We start from the raw sequence: 23,589 nt of genomic DNA, 5'->3' as shown, positions 1-23,589 counted from the left end.
GTTAGCTTCGAAATCTATAACACCCAGGCTTTATAGGTTGCCTCTCTGATTTCGCTAATCACCAGGTTCGGAGGGAGGGACGGTGAAAGCCATTCCCTAACCCTATACAGTGGTTGCTATAGATAGATAACTATTCATAGCGGCCTTCAAGAGACCGTCATTAATTTCTGGCTTACGTCCGATTAGACCTTGAAAACAGTCATTCAAAACGTAAAGAAAGGTTATGGAATGGGCATTGGAAAAAAAGAAAAGCCCAAACCATTTTTAAAATATGAGCTACCATACGCAAAGCCCTCTTGAACACAATTAAGCTTCGGAACTATCATTGAGCTTAATCCAAAATCAATCACAACAAAAAAAGTACAAAAAGCGTGGCCATCTTGTTTACATTGTGAACCCTGAGCGATGTCTGTAGGCTGATTGCAAAGAACTTCGACTCATCATCTAGTACGGGTTGAAGCGGTCAGATACTCACAAATAAACCAGACTGAAAATGTAGATGTTTTCAAGTCTTATGGTTTATTTTCGTGGGTTTCTACAGGTATTTACATTCATATCAATCTTTTCGAACTTATGCTTTTCGAAGACGTGTCTTTTTTAAGGTTTCTGTCTCTCGTTAAATGCTCAACAAATCAATTGATCGTCTGATAACATTTAATGAATTGACACAACTAAGGTCTAAATTAACAATGGGAAGCTATTCCTTTAAACCGAAAACACTGTAGAAAAAAAATATTAATGAAGGAAAAAAGGCAATTATAAACCCCAAAATTAGTGCGAATTGGTATCTGTATTTATACACAAATAGTAATGTTTGACGGATTGCTTCTGTTAGGCATTCGTACTGATTTATTTTTTCCAAAATCTGTTCCTCCTTTTATTAGGACTGTATCAAATTAGGGCCGTTAGCTACCACTATTTACAAGCTCACTTAGGTGATTTGATACGGTTAAAATGCCTGAAATACTTTTCCTGTTCGGTTTAGGCTTGGCTTACTTTATTAAAAATCAATAGCCAGACCAAATACCTTTGGTTCCAACTAGTATAAATGTAATGAATTGAACCAATAAAAAAAGTAGTCCAAGCGCCAACAAGATTTTTTTCACATCATTCATTATGTTCCACCTCAGATACAGACATCCTGTCTCGCCGTAAATTACCTTATTTAGAGTAAGAAGTTGAGAAAAGCCTAGTCAGTCAATCAGATCAAAATATTTGGTATTTATACTGCTTTCCATAGCCTTATCATATAGCTATAAGGTTGACACATAATTATTTTTTTGGCTTTAGGAAGGTAAGCTAATGAGCGCAAGCTTTTTATTGATGTGTCTGAAATAATATTACAAGAAATCAGGCGCGTTTGTAAAAGACTAATTACCTATGAAAACATAGGATTTACCTATGGATTAAAACTGTAAGTAAGTTCTTAATTTCAGTATATTTCTCATTCTTCGGATAATAAATCGCATATATCTGGCGGCTGATTTCCGGATTGCTCAAATAACGGCATCGCACGTCATCGGCGTTTGCAGGCAGGCTGTACTCCGGCATCAACGCAACCCCCATGCCAGCGCGCACCAAGTTGACGATCCAGTCCTCGCTATTGCTACGGTACGCGGCGTAGAGGTTGACTTCCTGGTCCTGGCAGATTGCCCGCAGAGTATCCCTAAGTTCGCAGTTCAACCGATCCAAATAAGGCTCGGACTGGATTTCCTTGAGGTCGATTTTGCTCAAGTGATTAAAGCGATGCTTGTTGTTAAACGCAACTACGTACTTTTCGGTATACAGCAAGGTGGATTGATAGGGCGAACCCAGCAATTGCACAGGGGCGCTAATCACCAAATCCAGCAAATCCGATTCCAGTTGCTGCAATAATAAAGTTTCACAGTCGATAATCAATTCAAATTCAATATTGGGAAACTCATGCTTGTAATGGGCAAAAATCGGGCTTAAACGTTGTGCGCCTATCGTTGCCATCAGGCCTATCCGCAACGGGATATTGTTCAACTTGGTAAAACGAAGGGCATCGGCCTTAGTCGTGACTGTTTCCTTGTATATCTTACGAAAGTTAGGCTCCACCAAGCGGCCGAGCGAAGTCAGCAAACAGCCGGAACGGTCGCGGATGAACAATTCCCCGCCTAATTCATCTTCCAGTTTTTTAATGGATTGCGTTAAAGATGGCTGGGAAATATAGCTGAATTGCGCGGCACGGGTAAAACTGCCGTGATCGCAAACCGCTAAAAAATAACGGATTTGGTGCATTTCCATAGTGTCTTCCTCGAACTTATATAGCCAAAACCTATTCTTCCATAGAAAGTTAGTATTTTACAAGACTTATGAGCAGAGAATAGGATTACATCACCATAAACGAATCCTATGAAAATGAAAAACCATGAAAAATGCAAAATTGATTGTGATGTACCCAACACCTGCCGATGTCGATAGATTTGAACAACGCTATGCAGAGGAGCATGTGCCGATGGCGGTAGAAAAACTGGCTGGAAAAACCCGCTTTGTTGCGTCGCTGATCAAGTCCAGCATCGGCCAGGAACAAATGCCTTTCCATCGCATTGCCGAAGTTTATTTTCCGTCAATGCAGGATTTGGAAGCCTGTTTAAATTCACCGGGCGGACAGGAAACCGCACAACATGCCGTTGATATTTCAACAGGCGGTGCGCCGTTATTTTTGATCGCGGAAGTTGAAAGTTTCGATTTTTAATCCCCTGGCAATTGGGCTATGTATAGCAGCCGATTGCCGATTTTATAATGTTATCATCAGGAGCTACGATGTTATACCTGCCACCAAACCCAGACATTAATTCCTTATCCGACATGCTGGAAAAATATCCGCGTCGCCGGGTATTACTATTTAAGGTCATGGAAGAAATCATGAGAAATCAATCACCTTTCAGCAAGGAAACGCGCCAATTACTGTTTGCTTACACGTCATATCTGAACCAATGCAGCCTGAGCTATGAATACCATAAAGCCGCTTCATTAGCCTCAGGTCTTGACGAATCCGTATTTGCAGCTTTAAAAACGAGTATTCACAGCGCAAAAATCGATAACAAGCTAAAACCGATACTTCGCTTAATTAAAAAACTCACCCTGTCGCCTAAGCAAGTTACCTATGCAGACGCTCAAAAAATCTTCGATGCGGGTTGGGATGAACATGCGTATTTTGATTCCGTCTGTATCTGCGCCATCATGAATTGCATGAACCGTTTTATTACCGCTATAGGTATTGACGCCAATTCATCCGGCCTCAATTATACTGATAAGATGCTGTTTACTTTAAACTATATCGGTTGAATGAGTGAAGATGAATTGATAATTCTGCCTTCAACAAAATACAAAAGAGGTTTTGAAGATGAAAAAGAATTTTCCGTTACCAGCATTATTCAATACGATAGCTCATGCTTGCCGTGCTATAGCTCTATTTGGATTATTGACCATTACTTTACCATCAGTCGTTTATGCACACAGGGGGGCAAATGATGAAGTCGATGCCTGCAATATTCTGGTGGGTCATGAACGGGTACACTTTACCGCCTATACTCCAACATTTACCACCAAAGAGTATTGTCAGTCGATTCCTCATCTGGGAATGACTAATCTGGTGTTCGATTATGACGGCAAAGGCCTGCGCAATTTAACCGTCGAGTTTGAAGTCACCAAAGAACCGGAAGGAACCCGGATTTTCTATAAGGAACCGACAAAAATAAAATCCGGTACGGTCAATGGCGTGGTCGATTTCAGTAAATTCGGTGCAGGTAACTATCTGGCCCATGTCGCGATTGTGCATAAAGACAAGAGCATTGATAGCCACATACCGTTTTCAGTAGGTCTCGAAGAAGAATACTCAGACAATTTACCATTAAAATCGCTATTAATCTTTGTCTTTATAGCAGCAGTTTTTTATTTAATGAAACGCGCAGCCAATAAACCTGTAGCGGGGCCATCCGATGTTTAAAACCTATTTCGATAAATTTAAAACCGTTTTGACTTTTCGCAATAGCGTGTTTATATTGCTGTTTTTTATGCCTATCTTGATAACGCTGTTAATCTTTTTTAGCGAAGATAATGACGAGTTTTCGCAGATGGGCAACACGTCTTATAAAAACGAAAAGGTTCAGTCGCGCTGCGAAGTCGGTACACGTCCGGGTGATCCAGGTGCGGATAATGGCGAATCAACAGGTGAAGGCATTAAATACAATATACGCACGCCGTTGAATTATGATCCCACAATTGCTCATCCATTGCTGATGGTTTATTCACCGGCAAAATCAAATCGGGCAAAGACCGAGAAATTGACCGGACTTACGCTAAAAGCGACGACGGCCGGATTTATAGTCGCTTATGCAGATCATCCCGAGTTATCACCTACCTCAACCATCGAACTCGGTACTATTCCGGGCTTGATTGCCAAAAAATGGTGTGTTGACGAACAGCGTATCTTTCTTACCGGGCATTCTGACGGTGGAACTGCCGCGATGGCGTTAGCGTTTATGGCTGGAACCAAACATATCCCCCATGCGATTGCACCCAGTGCCGCCGGTATCGATTATCAGGATTTACGTGATCGCAAGTGTCCGGAGCCTATCCCTGTCATGATTATGCATAGCACGAATGACCACTTGTTTCCAAAGTATGGTGTACAGTCTTCAGGTTGGTGGGCGGCATGTAATAAATGTGAGCCGATACCTGAACAAATTGAAAATGGTTGCATGGCTTATTCTGGCTGCGCTAATGGCGTAAAGACTTGGTATTGCGAAGGCGATAAACTCCATGCGCAGTGGCCGGGTATTAATGATACGTTGTTAGATTTCTTTGATTCGATAAGTCGTTAAGCGATACGGTCTACCGTTGAGAATTGCAGACTTGTTGTGTGTACTTTCTATACCCGACACCTAAACCTGCTCAGACTAAATTAACGATCCCCTCCTCACTATCGTCGCTTTGAATCAACCAGTGAGAAAAAACGTTTATACTTAACGTTAAGGCGCCTTAAATAGTGCCTGAAAGAAAACTCGCTTTTTTTCATGATTCTGCCAACTCACTGAGCCTAACTCCAGCCATTTTTCGGCGCAGGTCAGTCAATTTCCTCTTTTGGTGGTGCTCAATGGTGCAAATCCGCTATTCCGGGCGAATTTTGGCCGCACCTTTCCCGTGTTTCGTCCTTTTTTCCGCCACCAGTCGTGCCTTTAGGCCGCTTTTTTGTAAGGGCCTCGTCGTCGAGCGGCTTCTTGTTGTTCTTGCTCGCGGAGCATGGCGCCCAAACGCTGAATATTGCGTGCCACGATGGCGAGGGCCACGTAGCGCTTGAAACCATCCATGCCATGATCGGGGCATTTGTTCAACCCATGAACGCCCAGCGCATTGATCGCCGATTCAACCGCTGAATGTTGGCGGCGCAGGCGGACAAACTCCGGGGCGGATTCGCGGGCTTTGTCGGCTTCCGATAGCCGGCCTTTTTTCGGCAATATCACGTTATCCAGGCGTTGTTTGAGCTCTGCTTGATTCCTTGGGCTGTGAAAGCCCTTATCAAAGCTCATGGCTTTTGCCGCGGGAAAGCGGGTTTGGGTTTGTTCGACCAAGGTCACGGCGATTTGATCGTCCGTGGTTTTTGCCATGACCTGATGGTGCAGGATAAAACGGTGTTGATCTTCGACGATAGCCACCCTCAATCCCAACTCGACCGGTACGCCGGCCTTGCCTTTACTGATCCATTCGGTATGGGGTTGAAAAATGGAAAAGACTTTCTCGGCATGCGGAATGGTTTCACCTTGCAGGACCCGACGACGAATCTGGTCGATCTGCCGCTCGGCATGCGCCAGGTAGGCATCGAGATCTGCCAACATCGCTGCCGATATGCCATGCGCTTGGTTCAGGCGCTGCCGAGTGGCGTATGCCCGTTGCACATAGACTTGGGCTTGGTCGAGGTAGGTCTGATAAGCGGCTTCGATTTGCTCTTGCTTGGCCTGACGTTTGGCTTCATCTTGCGAGGTGGAATGCTTGAGCTTTTGAATCAGCCGGTAACTTTTCTTGAAACAACGCAAGTGATAGGCGCTTTGGCGCCATTCGGTCAAATTCAGGGCGTCGCAGAGTGCGGCGCAGGTGTGCAACGTTTTGCGGATGGCATCCCACAGCAAGTTGGTGTCGGTGGGAAAATGCACGTGGGTTTTGACCACAAAGGAATCAGCGCGGGTCTTCAGGCTTTCTTCGGCGTTTTTTTTAACGCCTGGTGTCCCGCATGCACCACTTCCTGGTTGATGCGATCCAGAATCTCGGGCGTGAACAAACTGACGTTGTCCCGGATGGTTGGCAATTCATAACGGTGTTCGTCCAGCCAGTCGCTATGCCCCAGCATCTGCCGGATCGTCTTGTGTTGGTTGGCCAACTCTTGAATCCGGTCGTAATCCACATCAAGCCCTAACCGCAGTACGCCCAACACCAGTATCTTCCACTGCTCCATACCGGGTCGCCCGGTTTTATTGCTGGCTTTGCCTTTTCCGCCTGCCCGTTCGGGCATGACCTCTTCCAGAATGGCAAATATCCGCTGACGCAAGCTGACCTCGGTATAAATGTATTGCAGTCCACGCAGTAGTTGGGGAATGTCATCACGTGATTTAGGATCAATGACAATGGCGGCAATATCGGTTTCACCGAATTTGAGTTGAGGCTGAATGACGGTGCGCATGCGAATTCGAGGGATGAAGATTTTGGCTTTTAGGCGGTTACGGGCCGATTTTCGCTGGAAATAAGACAAAACCGGGGTCAGGGCAACACATCTTCGTGTTGGAAAATCATTATAACCTATTGATGAATATGAGATTAATTAATTTTCATTCAAACACTAGGTACGTGCCGTTTCCGTGGTTTCCGTCTTCAGGGTATAGAGGTAAACCGCGAATGCCACACCGGCCGTGAGCAAGCCGGTGAAACCCATGGCGCGGAGAAAGTCAGGGGTGGTGATGCGCTCGGAGCGGGGGCGAGGTTGGCGCTTCATCACGTCGGGGTCGATGGGATCGGTCGCCAGGCACAGCGCGGGCAGACCGTCGGTCACAAGATTGATCCACAACAGGTGAATGGGCAGCAGCGGCGTCGGTAAACCAATGACCACGCAGACGGTCATCAGCAGCAGTTCGCCGGTATTGCCGGCCAGCAGGTATTGCAGGGTCTTGCGGATATTGTCGTAAATGCCGCGCCCCTCTTCGACGGCGGCGACGATGGAGGCGAAGTTGTCATCGGTGATGATCATGTCCGCTGCCTGTTTGGTGACTTCCGTGCCGGCTTTGCCCATGGCGATGCCGATGTCGGCGCCCTTGATGGCCGGAGCGTCGTTGACGCCGTCGCCGGTCATCGCCACCACCGCATCATTCGCTTTCCAGGCACGGATGATGCGCAATTTGTGCTCGGCGGTAACGCGGGCGTACACGGCGATTTTGGGCGCTCGCTGCCGGAGTTCCTGTTCGGACACTTTATCCAGCTCAATGCCGGCGACGGCCATATCATCGTCTGCAGCGATGCCGAGTTCCCGCGCAATGGCGGTCGCGGTGTGCGGATGATCGCCGGTAATCATCACCACCCGAATGCCGGCGGCGCGACATTTGGCCACGGCATCCTTGGCCTCCTGCCGGGGTGGATCAACCATGCCCGACAGGCCCACGAACACCAGATCGTGCTCCACGGCGTCTGCCGTCAGGTCGGCGGGCGCTGCCTTATCCAGGTCGCGCCAGGCCGAACCGAGCACGCGCAGGGCTTGCTGCGCCATCGCGGTATTTTGCGCCACGATGGTCTGACGATCCTCGTCCGTCATGGGCCGGACTCCGGCGCTGGTGTAAAGGTGTGTGCAGCGCTGCAACAGCACATCCGGCGCTCCGTTGATAAAGGCGCGCAATTTGCCGTCCGGCATTTGGCGTATCATTGTGCTGAGTTTTCTATCGGAGTCAAAAGGTATTTCTTGCTGCTTCGGCATTTCCCGCTCGATGCGCGCGTGGTCGCCGCCGGCTTTGGCTCCGGCGGCCAATAAGGCGCCTTCGGTGGGATCGCCTATCACTTTCCATGCGCCCTTTTCCTGGACCAGATGGGCGTTGTTGCAACCGAGGATGACGGTTGCCAGTTCGAGCAACGCCGCCGCGTGCTGATCTTCCGCTTTGTTACCCTTAAAGCGCGCGTCGCCGTCAGGCCCGTAGCCAATACCCGTGACCTCATAACTTTGCTCTGCGACATAGAGCTCGCGCACGGTCATTTCACCCCTCGTCAACGTGCCGGTCTTGTCGGTGCAGATGACTGAGGTCGAACCGAGCGTCTCGACCGCTGATAGCTTGCGCATCAGCGCATGGCGGCGAGACATGCGCAACACCCCGAGCGAAAGCGCCACCGTGACCACGGCCGGCAGGCCTTCGGGCACGGCGGCCACGGCGAGGCTTACCGAAGTCATGAATAACTCCAACAGGTCCGTGCCGCGCAGCCACCCCAGTCCGAACAATAGTACAACAATGCCAAGCGCCGCCCAAACCAGTACCTGGCCAAAGGACTCGAGCTTTTTCTCCAACGGAGTCTGTTCCTCGGCACCGGCCTCTGTGATCAGACCGGCGATGCGGCCCAACTCGGTCTGCATCGCCGTGGCCACAACCACGGCCATACCGGTACCCGCCGCGATGCTGGTGCCCATGAACACCATATTCTCGCGGTCGCCCAACGGGACATCGGCTTGATCCAAAGTCGCGGATTGCTTGTTCTCCGCCGCCGATTCGCCGGTTAGCGTCGCTTCGATGCAGCGGAGCGAGGCGGCTTCCAGAAGCCGGGCATCGGCGGCGATCAGATCGCCGGCCTCCAGCGCCAGGATATCACCGTTAACGACTCCCGAAGCCGGAATCGCGGTGACTTTCCCGTCACGCATCACCTTGGCCTGCGGCGCGGTCATCTTCTTCAGCGCCGCGATGGACTTTTCGGCGGTGAATTCCTGGTAGAAGCCGATGACGGCATTGAGAACGACGATGGCGAGGATGGCAATGGCGTCCACCACTTCGCCCAGCACGCCGGAGATGACACCGGCCGCGATCAGAATCCAAATAATCAGGCTTTTGAACTGATCAAGAAAAATCCGTAGCGGAGTCATGCGCTTGCCTTCCTTCAGCGCATTCGGGCCGTTGGCGGCAAGGCGATGGGTCGCTTCCTGTGCAGACAGTCCTGCCGCAGAGGAATCGAGTTGCGCCAGTACTTCCTCGGCGGACAGGCTGTGCCAAGCTTGGGTTTTTGCTTGTTCGGCGAGGGCGGGCGGAGTCCTGCTGTGCTTGGTCATTTTTTGGGTTCAGCCTTTAGTTTCAACAGTCGAGCGTTGATGGCCACAATCACCGTGCTCGCAGACATCAGCACCGCACCCAAAGCGGGAGTGAGCAGCACGCCCCACGCGTAAAGCGCGCCGGCCGCCAGCGGAATGGCGACGACGTTGTAGCCCGTGGCCCAGACCAGGTTCTGAATCATCTTGCCATAGGTGGCGCGGGAGAGCCGCACGATAGCCACGACATCCAGCGGATTGCTGCGCACTAGAATCACGTCGGCGGTTTCCACCGCCACATCGGAACCGGCGCCGATGGCAATGCCCACATCCGCCTGCGCCAGCGCCGGGGCATCGTTCACGCCGTCACCGGTCATCGCCACCAAAACGCCTCGGGTTTGGACCTCTTTCACTTTGGCGGCTTTATCTTGGGGCAGGACTTCGGCGAAGTACTCATCCAGTCCGATTTGTTCCGAGACCCATTGAGCCGTCGCCTTGTTATCACCGGTCAGCATCATGCAACGAATATTCAATGCCTTGAGGGCATCGATGGCTTGCTTTGCCTCGGGGCGGATAATGTCAGCCAAGGCGATCGCACCTTTCAGCTGCCCGTCCACAAGGACAAACACGACCGTCTTGCCCTGGGTTTGCAGCGGTTCGACACGCTGGTCATCGTGCGCGATGTTCTGTTCGCGCAAGTAGCCCGGACTGACCACTTTGACCTCTCTGCCATCGACCCGGCCTTCTGCGCCTTTGCCGGGGATGCTCTTGAAGTTTTCAACGGGCAGCTTGTTTTCCGAAGAATCGGCGATCGCCTTGGCGATTGGATGCTCGGAATTTGCATCCACAGAAGCCGCGTATTTACGCAGAGTTTCTTCGTCGATGTCCTGCGCAAGCATCAATGTGTCGGTCACACCGAAGCGGCCCTCGGTCAGCGTGCCGGTCTTGTCAAAAATGATGGCCTGCAGTTTACGGGCGCCCTCGAAAGCGCCGCGATTACGAATGAGGAGACCATTGCTTGCAGCCAAGGCCGTGGAGACGGCCACGACCAATGGTACGGCCAGACCGAGCGCATGCGGACAAGTAATCACCATCAGCGTCACGGCGCGTTCAATGGCAAAGGCGAACTCCTTATTCATCAGAACCAGCCAGATTAAGAATGTGAGCAAGCCGCCTCCCAAGGCGATAATGGTAAGCCACATTGCGGCGGTATCGGCGAGGTTTTGGGTTTTTGATTTGCTTTCCTGTGCCTGCTTGACCAGATCAATGACCTGCGACAGGAAAGAGTCCTTGCCGGTGCCTTTCACCTCGATAGTCAGCGAGCCTTCGCCATTGATAGCGCCGCCAATCACCTTGCCATCGGTTTTTTTGGTGACCGGGGTTGATTCCCCGGTCAGCATCGCCTCATTGACCGAGCTCTCGCCCTCAACGATGACACCATCCGCAGGGATCTTCTCGCCCGGTTTGATCAGCACCTTGTCGCCAACGGTCAACTCGCCGAGCGGGACGTCCTGCACGCTGCCATCGGGCATGAGTTTATGGGCATCGGAGGGCATGAGCTTCGCCAAGGCTTCCAGCGCCTTTGAAGCACCCATCACCGAGCGCATCTCAATCCAGTGACCCAGCAACATGATGTCAACAAGCGTGGCCAGCTCCCAGAAAAACATCTTGCCGGTCAGACCGAACACCACGGCACTGCTGTAAACATAAGCGGTGGTGATAGCAACGGCGACCAGCGTCATCATCCCCGGCTTGCGGGTTTTAAGCTCATTGAACAAACCTTTGATGAACGGCCAGCCGCCATACCAAAAAACCGCCGAGGCAAAGCCGAACAGAACGTAAAGGTCGCCGGAAAAACGGATGGCTTCGCGCAGGCCCACCAACTTTTGGAGCATGGGCGAGAGAGCGAGAATCGGCAGGGTCAAGACCAGTGAGATCCAGAACCGGTTACGAAAATCCGCCGCCATGTGAGCATGGTGGCCTTGATGGTCGGTCCCGGCATGCGGCATTTCAGATTCAGGTTTATTGTTTGTCGCGTGTTCGCGTTGTTTCATTGGAGTCTCCTGTCATTTTTTATGGTTCTTCCATCAACGCTGATCAATACCGCGCTTCGCGATGCTTTGAACGGGTCTTGGCATATCAGCAATTCTCATTATGGAACTGGACGGCGGTCTGCAAGGCAGTTGCAGTCTCACTCACCGTTTTGTTGGGGGTCTCCTTTCATGGTTAACAGTTCACTTCGTAGCAGTGCCGAGCGTTGAATTATTTTTTGAACTGCTTGAGGATAACGACGACCAGCAGGACTATCAGCAACACGCCGATCACCGACCAAAGCCACATCCCTCCACCCATCCATCCGTCTGTATAATTCATCATGTTGTTCATTTTAAAGCCCCTTTCGTTGCGCTGCTACGCCCTACCCACCACTGGGCAATCCAGATCGTGAGCGGAGGCAGGCAAGTCGCGCATGTCAGAACTGGTCTCCGACACGCCGAGCAGCCCGGACTGGGAATTGACCATTACTTTGAATTGCTTCGCGCTCATGTTTTCAGTGCACGCCAGATACCAAAACAGTCCGGGATCGAGATCGCCTGAGCGGGTGCTCATCGGCACTCCGGCTGTTGGGGTGAAACCCATGCTGGTATCCACGGGTTTGCCGTCACGCACCGCCGCCAGGCTTGCGCCATTGCCGAGGTGCGCGAGGATAACCCGACCTTGTGCCGCATCCGTTCCAGCTTGGCGGGCCAGTTCACCCATGAGAAATTCATACGACAACCCGTGAAACCCGTATCGTCGCACTCCCTGTGCTTCATAACGGCGCGGGATCGGTAATAGTTGCGCCACACGCGGCAGGTCATGGTGAAAAGCTGTGTCAAAGCATGCGACTTGAGGCAACTCAGGAAATCGGCGCTGAAACGCCTCGATCAACAGGATTTCTTCCGGCATATGCTCGGGATCGAAGGGACTGATCTTGTGCAGATCTGCAATCATTTCCGCAGTGATTCGCTGCGGTTTGCTATACTTGGGCCCGCCATGCACCACGCGATGCCCTACTGCGGTCAATGCGCCACCCCCGAGTCGTTCCTCGATCCAATCCATCAGAGCGCTCACCGCCACCGCGTGATCCGGTGCCGTCACAGGCCGCGAAAAGTTGTCCTTCTGGTTCACGCCTTTTACCCGCAAGGTGGCCTCCGGCAGTCCAATCCGCTCAATTCCGCCCTCCAGAATCCGTCGGAGCGAGTCACCGGCTTCGAACAGTGCAAACTTGATGCTGGACGAGCCGCCATTGATGGTCAGAATGCGCGGCTTAGCGGATTTCATGACTGATGCCTTCGTCATACTGCAATCCGAACGAGGCCAATTGTGCGCACGTCGACGGGTAATCCGTGTGAAGAATGCTGCGAATCCCCAAATCTTCCGCGATCTGGGCAAACATCGGGGTGTTTTCGATATAGATTATATGCTCGGCTGGCGCCTGGGCGATGTCCATCGCAAGCTTAAAGATGTCCGCGTCCGGCTTGCGGAGATGGACGAAACAGGAAGAAATAAAACAATCCACAAACGCGTTCAGCTTGAACTTTCGAATCCGATAGATATTCAGTTCGCGGCCTTCGTTGCTGACCACGGCGATCTTTAATCCGTACTTTGCCTTGAGTTTTCGGATCAACTCGATCATTTCGGGAAAAGCTCGCGACTGCGCGAACATGAATCCCCGGAACTGATCCCGTGTGAATGGCCGCTCCTCGTAGAAAACCGTTCGACTCAGATATTCCTCCAGCGTAAGTTTACCCTCCTCGTAGGTAGCGAAGTTAAGACGATGCCGATCCTCCATCTCGGCCCACTCCAGTTTGAAGTTCTCCGCCGCCCGTTTGCGGGCATGATGATCCCAGCCGTTGGTGAGCAGGACACCACCGATATCCACAAATACGCAGGTGATTGCAGCCTCTTTCTTCATCGTGTTTTCCTCAGTCGATCGGCTTTGTCACAGGATTCGTGCGACATCTCGACGCCGTCGCAGTGCGGCATTACGCGCGTCATATAGTCTGCTGGTGGTCGGGCCACTGTTTGGCAGGCACGGATTATTGGCCGATCGTTACTTCGTGCACGTTTGCCTCTTCGGCTTTGTTTTGCATCAGGATGTTCCTTACCTTTTCAATTTCCTGCACGATTCCGTGGACAATGAGAATAAACTTGTTGGCCTTCAGCGCGGTTTCGTATCGAATGACACTGTCCTTAGGAATCCCAATGCTCGCAAGTGCACCGCCGAGGGCGGTGAGGCCACCGGTGACGACCGCAGTTTCAAGTGCGCCGATTATCCAGCTTACCAACGGGCCACCGACCATGACCGGACCTATCCCCGGGATGAATAAGAATGTGGAGCCGAAAAGGAGTCCCCAAATCGAACCCCAAAACAGACCAAACTTCCCCCATGTCGCCATGCGATCGCCGGTATTGTAGTAACCGATAGCATTTTCTTCGGAGTGATAATCTTTCCCAACGATGGATAGTTTTTTTCATATCGTAGCCGGACTTTTGCAGTTCCTTGACAGCACTTTCGGCATCTTGGTGGTTGCTAAAGACTCCAACGGCTGAGCTGTTTTTTTTCAGGCATGTCGCTTCTCCATAGGTTTGGGGATAACAAAGTGCAGCATTAACTACTTAACTGCTTAACTGTTCGCTGTCGCGGGTTTACAGGCGGATCTTAGGGATCCATCGGACTGTCATCAAACCTAACTCGAAGAACTTTTTGTCGATTTCGGATTCGTCTCCGTGGGGTGTCAATACCCGACGCCTTAACCAATCTTCAGGCGATTTTATCCGCAAAGCTATTATTTCCATTCCTCATAAGATAGTCTGTTCTCCAGCGTACACATAGATGTCTTCTCTTCCGTCCCAGGCGGGCGCGCTGCGAACCATCCGTTCTCTGCCACCACTTTCAATCCGCCGATGGGCGCGCCGTTGCTCGAATATCGCCCAGTACCGCTCACTGTTCTCAAAACCAAACGAATGCTCCAGATACCGCCTGAGGTCGATAATCACGCGATCGTTGTCGAGCAGCGTATTGTCCACGTCCAGCAAAAAACAATCTCGCCAGGCGCTGTCATGACCTTACTCCTGCCGCGCTGGGTTGAACCAGCCGCCATCGGCTGCAATGAGTGCATCGGCCTCTTTCGGCCCCCAACTGCCGGGCGCATAAAGGCAAGCCCGGTGATGCGCCTCAAGAACGGGGTCGACCGCAGCCCAGGCGGCCTCTATCGCCTCCTCTCTGGTAAAAAGCGCGCCATCGCCGGCCATGGCGTCAGCCAAAAGCCGCTCATAGGGCGCATCCTCACCCGGCTGCTCGTCGAGCAAGTAAAGTTCCCGCTGATCGCCGACAAATTCTTTCCCTGCCCGCTTGACTCGCGCAGCCATGGCGATGGCGCTGTTGGGGGAAAGCCTGAAACGTACATAATTAGTCCGTCCGTCCGCAGGTCGTGAGTCGGCGAATAGCCGCTGCGGCGGCGGCTTAAGCTGGACCAGCACCTCGGCGGCCGTCTCGGCCAGGCATTTGCCGGAACGCAGATACCACGGCACGCCTTCCCAGCGCCAGGAGTCGATAAAAAGCCGCACGGCGCAGAAAGTTTCCACGTCGGAGTCCTTGGCCACATTCGGTTCATTGCGGTAGCCGGTGTACTGGCCGCGCACCAGATCGTCGGCCTGTAGCGGACGCATGGCCTGAAAGACTTTGGCTTTCTCGCTGTGCACGGCGCCGAAGCCTTGATAGGCCGGCGGCTCCATGGCGAGCAGCGCGACAATCTGGAACAGGTGGTTCTGGATCACGTCACGCAGACAACCCGCGGATTCGTAGAAGGCGCCGCGTCCCTCCACGCCGAACTGCTCAGCCAGGGTGATCTGAACGCTGGCCACGCAATTGCGGTTCCAGATCGGCTCCAGGAACGAGTTGGCGAAGCGGAAATACAGGATATTCATGATCGCTTCCTTGCCTAGGAAGTGATCGATGCGGAAGATCGAATCCTGGGGGAATACCGACTGCGCAATACGGTTCAGCTCCTGCGCCGAAGCCAGATCGCGCCCGAACGGCTTCTCAATGATGATGCGCGCATGATCGGCCAGTCCTGCAGCGGCGAGTCCCTTGATGACGGTTGCAAACAGCGAAGGCGTAATGGCCAGATAGTGCGTGGGGCGCCTGGCCTCGCCGATGACCTGTTTGAGCGCGCCGAACGTGCCGGCATCGTTGTAGTCGCCTTTCACATACTGAAGTAGAGAAAGCAGATGATCCAAGGCGTTCCGGTCATCTATCGTGCCGGTCGCCTGTATGCCGTCCGTCGCCCGCTGGCGCAGTTGCTCCAGGGTCCATTGCGTTGACGCAACGCCGATCACCGGCACATCGAGAAGGCCCCGCTTCGCCATCGCGTAAAGCGCCGGAAAGATCTTTTTATGGGCCAGATCCCCCGTCACGCCAAAGAGCACCAGTGCATCGGATATTTCACGGTCACCGGTATTGCCCATATCAATACCCTCCTTTCCTGTTTCGCCCCACTGTTGTTTGCTGGCGGTTTCTCACAGCCAACCTCCGGTAAAACCGGCTCGCCGCAGGCCGTCCGCAACGTATGGACAGCTCCTCATCAATTGCCACACCAGACCGCTACGGTAATTTTCGATCATCAACACAATAGGTCCCTGATTAAGTCCGTAATGCCAGGGCGACACCCAGCCGTAAGGATGGCCGCGTTTTTCCGGAAAGGTTGGATTAAAAGTCGCCTTGAAGCCGTAGGGATTGAGCGCTGTCAATTTAACCTGGTGAATACAGTAATTGATTGCCGGCAGCACGATCTCGGGCGCAAATGGCAAAGACGCGACCACTGCCCACGGTGCAATAGTGCCATCGTCGGGCCCATAGGGAACGCCGCGCGCCAAGTAATCGAAGAATCGGCGCTGTATGCCGTTCACTTTGACGGTGCTAGGTCCAGGGCCGTCGCTCGCGGTAATGCCCCAGCAACACTGATCATAGCCCTTGAATTTGAATGGATTGTTTATCGCGTATTGTCGTTGTATATAAGTTGCACGGCGGCTGTTCTCAAAATAATCGATGCCTTTATCGCGCATAAACGCGTCCCGGATATCGCGGAAATCAATCCAGATATGCGAGAGCTGGTGCGTGAACAAAGACCCGGCGTAAAGATACTCATAGTCACCATAGCTGTCCCATTGATAAGTGGAAGCCCAGGCTTCGTAACTGCTTTCGGGCAGTGGGTGCGTGGGCGATCCCAGGCCGAGAATATACAGAATCAGCGCTTCATCATAGCCTTCCCAGCGATACGTCAGAAAGCCCGTCTCCGGCTTCCAGCCGTGCGTAACCGTTGCGCCCTGGTTTTGCGCCCATTGCCAGTCCGCGCGCTGATAGAGTGCGTCGGCAAGCGTGCGGATTTCCTGTTCGTCGGCCGTATTCGCATCAAAATAGATGCCCGCCGTCAACGCGCCCGCCAGCAGAAAGGCGGTGTCTATAGTCGACAACTCGCATTGCCAGACGCGCCGGCCAGTCTGCATATCAAGAAAATGGTAATAAAAGCCTCGGTAGCCGGTCGCGTCAGGCTCGGGGCCTTGCGGGCTGTTCCAGAAAAAACGCAGCGTCGTCAGCACGCGTTCCACCGCCAGGGAACGCGCTATAAACCCTCGCTCAACGCCTACGGGATAAGAGGCCAGCGCGAGACCGATGGCGGCGATACTGGCCGGCCAATTCGCCTCGGTTTTGTCGATCACGAGCCCGTTGGCGGGATTGGTCTCGTGCAGAAAATAGCAGAATGTCGCACACTGTAGCCTATCCAGTTCAGCATCAATGGTCAGTTGCTTGCTACGCATGGGCATGCCCTGTTTTCTCGGCCATGCCGTTACATCGGCATTCGATACTGGTGGGAGCGGTTGCCGGTTGTCGTATTCAACTTTGTCATAAATGCCCACCTTAAATTAACTTTCCATAAAATGCGCTTACGGATTGATCATTTCCGTTCGTTATCAAACATAAGAAATCAGTACAAGCCCTGAATTAAGCTCATCAGATAGCCGGGATAAATCCCGAACCAGACCAGCAGTACGGTCAGCACGGCCAGGATCACCGAGGAAACCCGGCCAAAAGCCGCCTCATGACCCGCATCAATGCCAGTTTCCTGACTCATCGACATGACCACGATGAGCCTCAAGTAGTAATAAAGCCCCAGGCCGCTGCCGATAATCAGCATCAACAGCAGTCCCCACAATCGCCCGTCGGCGCCGGCCGCGAAAATATAGAATTTGCCGATGAAGCCGGCCGTCAGCGGAATGCCGGCCAGCGACAGTAACATGAAAGTAAAAATCGCCGCCAGCCCCGGCCGGCGCCAGAAAAGCCCGTGATAAAACGACAACGCCACCGCTTCTGCCTGTGGCGTAGATAAAATTGAGACGACGCCGAAAGCGCCCAGCGTGGTCATGAAGTAAGCGACCAGATAAAAAGTGACGGACTCAACGACGAGGTTCGGCGCGATGCGGCCGCCGGCAATGAAGGCGATCAGCAGATAGCCCATGTGCGCGATGGATGAGTAGGCCAGCATGCGTTTGACGTTATTTTGCAGCAACGCCAGCACATTGCCGACCAGAATAGAGGCCACCGCCATGACGCTGAAAACCGTCAGCGCCGGCCCATAGAAATAGCCGCCGCTGCTGAGAAAAAAGCGCAGCAACAGAATGAAAACGGCACCTTTCGAGACCGTGGCAATAAATGCCGTCACCGGCGCCGGGGCGCCTTCATAGACATCGGGCGTCCATAGATGAAACGGCACCAGAGACAGCTTGAAACCGACACCGGCGACGATGAAAACAATACCGGTTAGCACCATACCGTTAAATAGCTCCTGGCTGGCCAGATACTGCTCTATGCCGCTGAAGTTGAGCTGCCCGCATTGCGCGTAGATCAGCGCCATGCCCATCAGCAGGAAGGCGGACGACACCCCCGACAGGACCAGGTATTTGACCGCCGCTTCCAGCGATCCGGATTGACCGAGAACATAACCGACCAGCACGAACAGAGAAACGCTGAGCGTTTCCAGACCAATGAAAAAAGTCGCGAAATGGCAACTGGTGACCAGCACGGAAGCTCCCAAGAGCGCGGCGAGTATCAAAAACAGCAGCTCCTCGTTTTCGCCTTCACGATTCTTGAAATAATCATAGCAAAAAGCGATGACGGCAAGACCCGCTGCCAGCAACAGCGCCATAACGAAGCGTCCGTAGGCGTCCACCCGGATAAGAGGCGTCACCTGAACGGGACCTTGGCGCCCTGCCATCGCCAGCGCCAGCAGGGAAACCAGAAGGCCCAGGCCGGCCATGAGGCAGGTCAGCGTGAAATGGCGCCTGACGGCAATAGTCAGCATCACAACTACCGCCGCCGCGGCGATGCAGATGACAGGCAAAAAAGCGATCAATTGGCTACTGTTCATCGGTCGATTCCATTGCGGCAGAACTTTGCAGGGTCTGTAATGATGGCTCCGTCTCACTAAGCACCAAATGAGGATGCAGTCCCAGCCAGACGCTGGCAATCACCAGCAGTCCCATGGCGGCCATATCCCGGTAGCCGAAATCCGCTATAGGATACGGTTGCCGCAAAGGGCCATGAAAGGCTTTCTGTATGATGAACAGGGCATAAATCGGAGACAGGATCATGACCAGTGCGGCTAAAGCCGTCAGCGCCATGCTGACTTTGAAAGCGCCCAGCAACACCAGAAATTCACCTAAGAAATTGCCCAATCCCGGCAAGCCTAATGAGGCAATAGCGAAGAACAGCGCCACGGCCGACAGACGCGGCATCGCAGTCCAAAACCCGCCCATGTTGCCCATCTCGCGTGTATGCAGACGCTCCTGCAAAGCGCCGGCGATCATGAACAAGGCTGCGGCACTGATGCCGTGCGCCAGCATGGTCATGACCGCACCCTGTAACGCCAGCAGATTCCAGGCAAACACACCCAAGAGCACAAAGCCCATGTGGCTGACACTGGTATAGGCGATCAGCCGTTTCAGGTCGGACTGGGCGAAAGCCATCATGGCCGCGTAAAGCACGCTCACGGCGCCTAGCGCCATGGCGACCGGCGCAAACTGATGCGCCGCCTCGGGAAACAGCGGGATGACAAAGCGCAGCAGGCCGTAAGCGCCGGTTTTCAGCATGACGCCGGCCAGAATAACGCTGCCGCCGGTCGGCGCCTGCGTATGCGCATCCGGCAGCCAGGTATGAAACGGCACCGACGGCAACTTGACCGTAAACGCGACAAAAAAGCCCAGCATCAGCCAGAATGCTGTGTCCGCATCGAGACGTGTACCCAGCAGATCAAAATAGTCGAAACTGTAAACACCGGTGTCGCCGTGATAGATCAGCGCCAGCATGACGATAGCCAGCAGCATCAGCAGACCGCTCACCTGCGTGAAAATGACAAACTTGATAGCCGCTGCGGTGCGGTCTTCGTGGCCCCAGATGCTGATCAAAAAATACATCGGGATAATCATGACTTCCCAACTGAAAAAAAACAGGAACAGATCCAGCGCCAGAAAAACGCCTACAGTCCCAGCCAGGCACATCAGCAGATTGAAGTAAAAGAAACCCGGCCGCTGTTTGATCTCGGTCCAGGAACAGCTGACCGCCATGAAACCGAGCACAACAGTCAGCATGACCAACGCCAAGCTGAGCCCGTCCATGGCCAGATGAAAACCGATACCAAAACGCGCAATCCATGGCCGCTTCAGATCGGCTATCCAGGCCGATGATTGATCGGTGGTCAGCAAATACTGTAACAGCACCAGCACAAACTCAAGTGCCAGCGCCGCCAAAGCAATCCAGCGCGGAGTGGCAGGGCTCCAGCGCTCGGAAATCAAAGCCGCCAATCCGCCCAAAAACAAAACCGCAACCAGCGCCAGCAGCATCATGACAGCAATCCTACGGCAATGATCAGCACGGCGCCAAAACCCATGGCTGCCGCATACCCGCGCAGCCGCCCGGTCTGCGATGCACTGGTCAGATAATGAAGGCCCAAGCTGAGCTTTGCTATGGCGGTATATCCCGCATCCACCACATCATCTTTGTTGAATCCGGCAATGGCCTTGAATGGTCGTATTAGTAATGCGTTATAAAGACTATCCAACCCCCAGCCGCTAAACCAGTAGTTTTGTATACCCCTACCCCATCCCGAAGAAACCAGCCGCCGTACTGAAAACGTACCGGTCAAATAAAACAATGCCGCGATCGCCAGACCGGCCACGGGCGCCGCCAGCGTTATACCGCTCACGGCATCGAAACCGCGATGCGCCTCAACGGCCACAGGAAACACCGAATCCAGCGGTATCCGCAGCAGGCCGCCCAACAGCGCCAGCCCGCACAACACCAGCAGCGGCAACCCCATGCGCCAGCCGATGGCCCGCTCGACGCCAGGGCGTTCGGGACCGAAAAACACCACAAATACCAAGCGGAAACTGTAAATGCCCGTGATCAGCGCACCCAGGCAACCGGCCGCCCACAAACCGGGCGAGGCATCGAAAGTCGCCAGCAGAATGTCGTGCTTGCTGTAATAGCCGGACGTAAGCGGCAACGCGGCCAGCGCGGCGCTGCCGATCACAAAACTCCAGAATGCGACCGGCATGGCCTTACGCAAGCCGCCCATCCTGAAAATGTCGTGCTCGTGGTGAAAACAGAAAATGACCGCCCCGGCGGCAAGGAACAGCAAGGCCTTGAAAAAGGCGTGCGTCAACAGATGGAAAATAGCCGCCGACCAGGCGCCGACGCCCAGGGCCAGAAACATGTAGCCGATCTGGCTGATCGTCGAATAAGCCAGAATACGCTTGATATCGGTCTGAACCAGCGCCGAACAGCCGGCTATTAATAAGGTCACCGTTCCGACCAGCGCGACAGCAAACTGCACGGCAGGCGCCAGCGTAAACAGAGTATGGGTTCTGGCAATCAGGTAGACGCCAGCCGTCACCATGGTCGCGGCATGGATCAAGGCGCTGACCGGCGTAGGGCCGGCCATGGCATCCGGCAACCAGGTTTGCAGCGGCAACTGCGCGGACTTGCCGACCGCGCCGCCCAGCAGCAACGCAGAGGCCGCAACCGGCAGCCAAGTTCCGGCTTGCCATTGGCTTGAGGCCCGTAAGACGGCCTGAATATCAAGCGTGTGCAACTGCGTAAACAGCAAAAATAAGCCCAGCGCCAATGACGTGTCGCCGACCCGCGTCATCACAAAGACCTTGCGCGCCGCATAGCCGTTGTTCGGGTCCTCATACCAGAAGCCGATCAACAGATAACTACCAAGCCCGACCCCTTCCCAGCCCAGATACAGCATCGCCAAGTTATCCGCCAGCACCAGCACCAGCATGGCGCTGACAAACAGATTCATGTAGGCGAAAAAACGCGCGTAGCCGGCATCGTCCGCCATGAAGTCAGCCGAATAAACGTGGATCAGAAAACCGACGCCGGTCACGACAAACAGCATCGTGACCGACAAGGCGTCCAGATAAAACCCGAACGGCAGCGACAGATCGCCGACAACCATCCATGAACCCAGCACCAGCCGGTAAGGTACCTGATCGCCTGACAGAAACGCGGTGCCGACCAGCGCAGCTAAAATAGCCGACAGCCCGACAGATCCGACCCCGACCCAAGCCACTGCCGGTCCGGACAATTTATCGCCGGCCAGTATCAGGATTAAAAAACCGAGCAACGGAAACAGCGGCGCCAGCCAAAGCCATTCAATCACCTGCCCTCCTTATATGCAGAAAGTTCGCCTAATTTAATCAGCGGTAGGCTAGGTTGATAAACCCAGCATTTCGGGGCCGCCCATGCCGGTTTCCGCTAAAGCTCCAACCCAGCCTACACATGCTGTAGGGTACGCACCGCGTACCTTTTCAAAACTCGAATGAACCGGCAAATTTTGAAAAAGGCATGCAATACCCTACCCTTTCATCTGATCCACCGCATCCGCATCCAGCGTATGGAAACGATGAAAAACCTGCATGACCAGCCCCAGGCCGACGCCGACTTCCGCCGCGGCCAGCGTCAGGATCAGCAGAAACATAATCTGCCCATCCGCCTGTCCCCAGCGCGACCCGGCCACGACAAAAGCCAGGCCCGCCGCGTTGAACATGATTTCCAACGACATCAGCATGAAAATCAGATTGCGCCGCACCAGCACGCCGACGAGCCCCAGCGCAAACAGCACGGCCGACAACAGCAAGCCGTACGCCATCGGTATCCCGTTCATGCCTCCCTCCTTTTAGCCATCATGGGCTTGCCGAGGTGATACGCGCCGACCAGCCCCGCCAGCAACAGCATCGAAGCCAGCTCCACAGCTAACAGATAAGGGCCGTACAAGGCGATCCCGACTTGCTTGGAATCCACCAGTTGCCCGGTTTCGGCGCTGCCGCCGCCGGCAATCACTACCAGGACTTCCGCGAACAGAATCAACGCCAACACCGAAGGCCCTATCCAGATGCCCGGCGTCAGCCAAGCGCGCTCCTGATCCGTGGTTTTCTCGCCCTGATTGAGCATCATGATCACGAAAACGAACATGACCATGATGGCGCCGGCGTAGATAATCACTTCCAACACAGCGGCAAAATGCGCGCCCAGCAGGAAAAACAGGACACCCACGGCCAGCAACGACAGGATCAGGTAAAGCAGTCCATGCACGGCATTCACGCGCGTGATCATCATGACCGTCGCGAACACGGCGACGGCCGATGAGATAGAAAACAGGACCAATTCCATACATGCGCTCCTTATGGCAACAGCGTTTTAACATCGACGGGCGGCGCCTCGTTTTCGGCCTCGCCCTTGTCCTTGCCGCCGACCGCCATGCCGGCCACGCGGTAAAAATTGTAATCGTGGTACTTGCCCGTGCCGTCGATCAAAAGATGCTGCTTTTCATAGACCATGTTCTGGCGGTCGTATTCGCACATCTCGAAATCCGGCGTCAGCTGGATCGCGTAGGTCGGGCAGGCTTCCTCGCAGAAGCCGCACATAATGCAGCGGGAAAAATTAATGCGGAAAAAGGCCGGGTACCAGCGCCCGTTCTCGTCCTCGGCTTTCTGCAGCGCGATGCAATCGACGGGGCAGGCGACGGCGCACAGATTGCAAGCCACGCAGCGTTCCTCGCCGTCCGGGTCGCGCGTCAGCACGATGCGCCCCCGGTAGCGCGGAGACAGCGCCCGCTTCTGCTCGGGATATTCGATCGTGTCGGGCTTCGTGAAGATATGCTTGAAGACTTCCCACAAGGTGCGTAATTGACTCAGCATGGTCT

Annotated in this window: 20 protein-coding genes; 4 read left to right on the top strand and 16 right to left on the bottom strand. The window is 53.6% G+C overall.

What is annotated here, in order from left to right:
- Positions 1-1,395: 1,395 nt before the first annotated feature.
- Positions 1,396-2,268, bottom strand: a complete 873-nt coding sequence (locus METMA_RS0120550) for a LysR family transcriptional regulator (RefSeq protein WP_020160997.1) — start codon at positions 2,266-2,268, stop codon at positions 1,396-1,398.
- 124 nt (positions 2,269-2,392) lie between these two features.
- Here METMA_RS0120550 and METMA_RS0120545 point away from each other — a divergent pair, with 124 nt between their 5' ends.
- From METMA_RS0120545 to METMA_RS0120530, 4 genes are all read left to right on the top strand, one after another.
- A complete protein-coding gene (locus tag METMA_RS0120545; RefSeq protein ID WP_020160996.1) occupies positions 2,393-2,719 on the top strand; it encodes an EthD family reductase in 327 nt (108 codons plus the stop codon).
- A 68-nt stretch (positions 2,720-2,787) separates the two neighbouring features.
- Complete coding sequence (locus METMA_RS25245) at positions 2,788-3,312, top strand: carboxymuconolactone decarboxylase family protein (RefSeq protein ID WP_020160995.1); 525 nt, start codon at positions 2,788-2,790, stop codon at positions 3,310-3,312.
- Between the two features lie 58 nt (positions 3,313-3,370).
- The gene (locus tag METMA_RS25240; protein ID WP_027147503.1) at positions 3,371-3,973 is read left to right on the top strand and encodes a hypothetical protein; all 603 of its coding nucleotides are present in this window, start codon (positions 3,371-3,373) and stop codon (positions 3,971-3,973) included.
- Entirely contained in the window at positions 3,966-4,850 is an 885-nt protein-coding gene (locus METMA_RS0120530) for an alpha/beta hydrolase family esterase (RefSeq protein ID WP_020160993.1), read from the top strand. The genes METMA_RS25240 and METMA_RS0120530 overlap by 8 nt, the downstream gene beginning before the upstream one ends.
- Positions 4,851-5,204: 354 nt before the next feature.
- On the opposite strand, the gene METMA_RS0120525 is transcribed toward METMA_RS0120530, so the two are convergent.
- The 15 genes from METMA_RS0120525 to nuoI all read right to left on the bottom strand — a co-directional run bounded on the left by METMA_RS0120525 (position 5,205) and on the right by nuoI (position 23,584).
- A protein-coding gene (locus tag METMA_RS0120525; protein WP_156830573.1) for an ISNCY family transposase occupies positions 5,205-6,700 on the bottom strand; the annotation gives its coding sequence in 2 pieces (ribosomal slippage) (positions 5,205-6,223 and positions 6,223-6,700; 1,497 coding nt in all).
- Between the two features lie 156 nt (positions 6,701-6,856).
- Positions 6,857-9,307: a cation-translocating P-type ATPase gene (locus METMA_RS0120515; RefSeq protein ID WP_020160992.1), complete on the bottom strand. Its 2,451-nt coding sequence runs from the start codon at positions 9,305-9,307 to the stop codon at positions 6,857-6,859.
- Positions 9,304-11,337, bottom strand: coding sequence for a copper-translocating P-type ATPase (locus METMA_RS0120510; RefSeq protein WP_020160991.1), 2,034 nt, complete (start codon positions 11,335-11,337; stop codon positions 9,304-9,306). Before METMA_RS0120510 ends, METMA_RS0120515 begins: the two co-directional genes overlap by 4 nt.
- A 355-nt stretch (positions 11,338-11,692) precedes the next feature.
- Positions 11,693-12,604, bottom strand: coding sequence for an acetate/propionate family kinase (locus METMA_RS25235; protein ID WP_020160989.1), 912 nt, complete (start codon positions 12,602-12,604; stop codon positions 11,693-11,695).
- Positions 12,591-13,238: an HAD family hydrolase gene (locus tag METMA_RS25230; protein WP_020160988.1), complete on the bottom strand. Its 648-nt coding sequence runs from the start codon at positions 13,236-13,238 to the stop codon at positions 12,591-12,593. Before METMA_RS25230 ends, METMA_RS25235 begins: the two co-directional genes overlap by 14 nt.
- Before the next feature lie 124 nt (positions 13,239-13,362).
- A complete protein-coding gene (locus METMA_RS25225; RefSeq protein ID WP_020160987.1) occupies positions 13,363-13,722 on the bottom strand; it encodes a DUF1269 domain-containing protein in 360 nt (119 codons plus the stop codon).
- A 403-nt stretch (positions 13,723-14,125) separates the two neighbouring features.
- Positions 14,126-14,362: a hypothetical protein gene (locus METMA_RS27605; RefSeq protein WP_020160986.1), complete on the bottom strand. Its 237-nt coding sequence runs from the start codon at positions 14,360-14,362 to the stop codon at positions 14,126-14,128.
- 30 nt (positions 14,363-14,392) lie between these two features.
- Complete coding sequence (gene zwf, locus METMA_RS0120480) at positions 14,393-15,793, bottom strand: glucose-6-phosphate dehydrogenase (protein WP_020160985.1); 1,401 nt, start codon at positions 15,791-15,793, stop codon at positions 14,393-14,395.
- 51 nt (positions 15,794-15,844) lie between these two features.
- A complete protein-coding gene (locus METMA_RS0120475) occupies positions 15,845-17,242 on the bottom strand; it encodes a glucoamylase family protein (protein ID WP_232216399.1) in 1,398 nt (465 codons plus the stop codon).
- A 68-nt stretch (positions 17,243-17,310) separates the two neighbouring features.
- Positions 17,311-18,750, bottom strand: coding sequence for an NADH-quinone oxidoreductase subunit N (locus METMA_RS0120470; protein WP_020160983.1), 1,440 nt, complete (start codon positions 18,748-18,750; stop codon positions 17,311-17,313).
- Positions 18,740-20,224, bottom strand: coding sequence for a complex I subunit 4 family protein (locus METMA_RS0120465; RefSeq protein ID WP_020160982.1), 1,485 nt, complete (start codon positions 20,222-20,224; stop codon positions 18,740-18,742). Before METMA_RS0120465 ends, METMA_RS0120470 begins: the two co-directional genes overlap by 11 nt.
- Positions 20,221-22,047: an NADH-quinone oxidoreductase subunit L gene (gene nuoL / locus METMA_RS0120460; protein WP_020160981.1), complete on the bottom strand. Its 1,827-nt coding sequence runs from the start codon at positions 22,045-22,047 to the stop codon at positions 20,221-20,223. Before nuoL ends, METMA_RS0120465 begins: the two co-directional genes overlap by 4 nt.
- Before the next feature lie 195 nt (positions 22,048-22,242).
- Complete coding sequence (gene nuoK / locus METMA_RS0120455; protein ID WP_020160980.1) at positions 22,243-22,551, bottom strand: NADH-quinone oxidoreductase subunit NuoK; 309 nt, start codon at positions 22,549-22,551, stop codon at positions 22,243-22,245.
- Complete coding sequence (gene nuoJ / locus METMA_RS0120450; RefSeq protein WP_020160979.1) at positions 22,548-23,057, bottom strand: NADH-quinone oxidoreductase subunit J; 510 nt, start codon at positions 23,055-23,057, stop codon at positions 22,548-22,550. Before nuoJ ends, nuoK begins: the two co-directional genes overlap by 4 nt.
- 11 nt (positions 23,058-23,068) lie before the next feature.
- Positions 23,069-23,584, bottom strand: coding sequence for an NADH-quinone oxidoreductase subunit NuoI (gene nuoI / locus METMA_RS0120445; protein ID WP_020160978.1), 516 nt, complete (start codon positions 23,582-23,584; stop codon positions 23,069-23,071).
- Positions 23,585-23,589 lie beyond the last annotated feature (5 nt).

Origin of the sequence: Methylobacter marinus A45, from assembly GCF_000383855.1 — a bacterium.
GTDB lineage: Bacteria > Pseudomonadota > Gammaproteobacteria > Methylococcales > Methylomonadaceae > Methylobacter > Methylobacter marinus.
Note: the sequence above shows the minus strand (reverse complement) of the source record. Positions and strands in the feature narration are given on the sequence as shown.

Excerpts from the sequence above, each read along its gene's own strand:
- METMA_RS0120550 (WP_020160997.1), bottom strand. The coding sequence starts at position 2,268 with ATGGAAATGCACCAAATCCGTTATTTTTTAGCGGTTTGCGATCACGGC.
- METMA_RS25245 (WP_020160995.1), top strand. The coding sequence starts at position 2,788 with ATGTTATACCTGCCACCAAACCCAGACATTAATTCCTTATCCGACATG.
- nuoJ (WP_020160979.1), bottom strand. The coding sequence starts at position 23,057 with ATGGAATTGGTCCTGTTTTCTATCTCATCGGCCGTCGCCGTGTTCGCG.
- METMA_RS25235 (WP_020160989.1), bottom strand. The coding sequence starts at position 12,604 with ATGAAATCCGCTAAGCCGCGCATTCTGACCATCAATGGCGGCTCGTCC.
- METMA_RS0120545 (WP_020160996.1), top strand. The coding sequence starts at position 2,393 with ATGAAAAATGCAAAATTGATTGTGATGTACCCAACACCTGCCGATGTC.
- METMA_RS25230 (WP_020160988.1), bottom strand. The coding sequence starts at position 13,238 with ATGAAGAAAGAGGCTGCAATCACCTGCGTATTTGTGGATATCGGTGGT.
- METMA_RS0120465 (WP_020160982.1), bottom strand. The coding sequence starts at position 20,224 with ATGATGCTGCTGGCGCTGGTTGCGGTTTTGTTTTTGGGCGGATTGGCG.
- METMA_RS0120510 (WP_020160991.1), bottom strand. The coding sequence starts at position 11,337 with ATGAAACAACGCGAACACGCGACAAACAATAAACCTGAATCTGAAATG.
- METMA_RS25240 (WP_027147503.1), top strand. The coding sequence starts at position 3,371 with ATGAAAAAGAATTTTCCGTTACCAGCATTATTCAATACGATAGCTCAT.
- nuoI (WP_020160978.1), bottom strand. The coding sequence starts at position 23,584 with ATGCTGAGTCAATTACGCACCTTGTGGGAAGTCTTCAAGCATATCTTC.
- METMA_RS0120530 (WP_020160993.1), top strand. The coding sequence starts at position 3,966 with ATGTTTAAAACCTATTTCGATAAATTTAAAACCGTTTTGACTTTTCGC.
- METMA_RS25225 (WP_020160987.1), bottom strand. The coding sequence starts at position 13,722 with ATGGCGACATGGGGGAAGTTTGGTCTGTTTTGGGGTTCGATTTGGGGA.
- nuoK (WP_020160980.1), bottom strand. The coding sequence starts at position 22,551 with ATGAACGGGATACCGATGGCGTACGGCTTGCTGTTGTCGGCCGTGCTG.
- zwf (WP_020160985.1), bottom strand. The coding sequence starts at position 15,793 with ATGGGCAATACCGGTGACCGTGAAATATCCGATGCACTGGTGCTCTTT.
- METMA_RS0120515 (WP_020160992.1), bottom strand. The coding sequence starts at position 9,307 with ATGACCAAGCACAGCAGGACTCCGCCCGCCCTCGCCGAACAAGCAAAA.
- METMA_RS0120470 (WP_020160983.1), bottom strand. The coding sequence starts at position 18,750 with ATGAACAGTAGCCAATTGATCGCTTTTTTGCCTGTCATCTGCATCGCC.